3 protein-coding genes are annotated in these 2,194 nt (G+C 75.7%); 1 reads left to right on the top strand and 2 read right to left on the bottom strand.

The window, feature by feature from the left end:
• Window positions 1–156: 156 nt before the first annotated feature.
• Window positions 157–873, bottom strand: a complete 717-nt coding sequence (locus ABZ493_RS21735) for a DedA family protein (protein WP_430584195.1) — start codon at window positions 871–873, stop codon at window positions 157–159.
• Window positions 870–1,688 carry a copper homeostasis protein CutC gene (locus ABZ493_RS21730; protein ID WP_430584194.1) on the bottom strand — a complete coding sequence of 273 codons (819 nt, stop codon included), beginning with the start codon at window positions 1,686–1,688 and terminating at the stop codon, window positions 870–872. Before ABZ493_RS21730 ends, ABZ493_RS21735 begins: the two co-directional genes overlap by 4 nt.
• Window positions 1,689–1,773: 85 nt before the next feature.
• On the opposite strand from ABZ493_RS21730, the gene ABZ493_RS21725 reads away from it, so the two are divergent.
• Window positions 1,774–2,061 carry a hypothetical protein gene (locus tag ABZ493_RS21725; protein ID WP_430584193.1) on the top strand — a complete coding sequence of 96 codons (288 nt, stop codon included), beginning with the start codon at window positions 1,774–1,776 and terminating at the stop codon, window positions 2,059–2,061.
• The last annotated feature ends 133 nt before the right edge of the window (window positions 2,062–2,194 follow it).

Below are 2,194 nucleotides of genomic sequence, written 5' to 3'. Positions count from 1 at the left end.
AGACCCTCGGCTGGGCAACCCCCGCCGAGAAACTCGCCGAGCTACTCTCGACCACCTGACCAACCCGGTGTTGCGATGACCGGTTGAGACCGCCGGACTACCTCGGCAAGGCTCGAACTACGTCGGCAAGCTTCGTGCTCTCTCGGCCTCGACGGGTCAGCGCGGGCGACGGTGCCGGTGCTCCGGCTCGCGCGGGCCGCGGCGGGCGAGGTGGCGCTGCCGCAGCCGCACCACGACGAACCACAGCACGAGCAGCCCGATGACCACGAGGACGGCGTCGGAGATGATGCCGCTCCACTGCGCCAGCACGGGCTCGATGGCGGGGCCGAAGGCGTAGCCGAGCCCCACCCAGATGCCGTTCCACACGCCCGATCCGATGGCCGTGTAGAGCGTGAACGACCAGAACGGCATGCGCTCGATGCCCGCGGGGATGGAGATGAAGCTGCGCACGAGCGGCACGCAGCGCCCCACGAGGACCGCGATGCGGCCCCACTTCGCGAAGAACGCCTCGGCCTTGTCGAAGTCGGAGCCGTCCATGAGGGGGATGGCGTCGACGATCGCGCGGGTGCGGTCGCGCCCGAGCAGCCGGCCCAGGTACCACCAGACCCAGGCGCCGACGACGGCGCCGATCGTGGCGGCGAGGATCGCCAGCCAGGCGTTCATCTGCCCGTCGTAGGCGAGGAAGCCGGCCGCCGGCAGCACGGCCTCGGACGGGATGGGCGGCACGAACGTCTCGATGAGCACGGCCGCGCCGACGCCGATCTCGCCGAGCGTCGTCATCAGGCCCAGCACCCAGCCGATGAAGCCGTCGTACCCCTCCGCCGGGTCGGTGGCGGACGCGGCGACGGCGGCGGCCTGCGCGAGGCCGGTCATGCGCCCGCCTCGGCGTCGGGCGCCGCCGCGAGCGCGGCATCGAGGCCGGCCCGGGTCGCGGCCACGACCTCGGGGTCGGTGACGTCGTAGCCGCCGGCGCCGCCGCCCCCGGGGCCGCCGTCGGCGGCGACGGTGCGCTTGGCGGAGAGGTGGACGGCGTGCACGCCGGCCCCGACGAGGGCGGGGACGTCGCCCACGCGGACGCCGCCGCCGGCCATGACCTCGACGCCGAGCTCGCTGCCGCGCGCGGCGAGCGCAGCCAGCACGTCGAGGGCCTCACCGGCTCGCGGGGCGCCGCCCGAGGTGAGCACGCGGCGCACGCCCGCGCGCGCGAGGAGGTCGAGCGCGGCGACCGGGTCGGGCACCTGGTCGATCGCGCGGTGGAACGTGACGTCCGCGCCGCCGGCCGCGGCCACGAACGCCGCGAGCGCCGCGCCGTCGACCTCGCCGTCCGGCGTCAGGGCGCCGACGACGACGCCGTCCGCCCCGGCGTCGAGCACCGCGCGTACGTCGCGCACCTGCACGTCGACCTCGTCGGCCGCGAAGACGAAGCCCCCGGCCCGCGGGCGCACCAGCACGTGCACGCCGACGCCCGACCCGCGCAGCGCGTCGGCGACGGCGGCGACCATGCCGGTCGACGGGGTGAGCCCGCCCGTGCCGGCGAGCGCGGCGCACAGCTCGAGACGGTCCGCGCCGCTCTCGGCAGCGACGCGAGCGCCCGCGACGTCCTGCACGGCGATCTCCAGGGCGACACCCCGGGGGGTGGGATCCTGGACGGTGGAGGGCACGGGGTCTGTCGAGGCTTCGGCAGTCACGGCCGCGAGTCTACGGGGGCGCAGGTGTCCGGGACCGGGGCGACCTGTGACGAGACGGTGCCCGTGGGGATGACAGGATCGCCGGGTGCCCTCCTACCGCGTGAGCCTCGCCGTCGGACTGCTGCAGCCGGGGGTCGACCCCGCCGACGTGCTGCCCGCCGCGGCCGACGCGGCGCGCGAGCTCGTCACCGTCGAGGCGTACGACGTCGGCGTCGTGCGGGGCCGGGCACGCATCACGGTCCGTTTCACGGCGGAGGACGACGACGCCGCGCACCGCGTGGCCGACGCCGTCCACGACCGTGTCGACGCTCTGGCCGACACCTTCGGCGGCACGCTCACCCGGCGGTGGGGCGGCCGCTGGCAGCCCGCCTGAGCCACCCGCTGTGCATCGAGCGTGCTGACCTGATCCTCCAAGTCTTCTTGCCGCGCGGGTGCTGCCGGGCCTTCGCGTTCTCCTCCGCGGCGGTCACGGCCTCGGCCCGACGGCGCTCCAGGTCGGCGAGCTT

Source organism: Isoptericola sp. NPDC019482, from assembly GCF_040632295.1.
Lineage (GTDB): Bacteria > Actinomycetota > Actinomycetes > Actinomycetales > Cellulomonadaceae > Isoptericola.
Note: the sequence above shows the minus strand (reverse complement) of the source record. Positions and strands in the feature narration are given on the sequence as shown.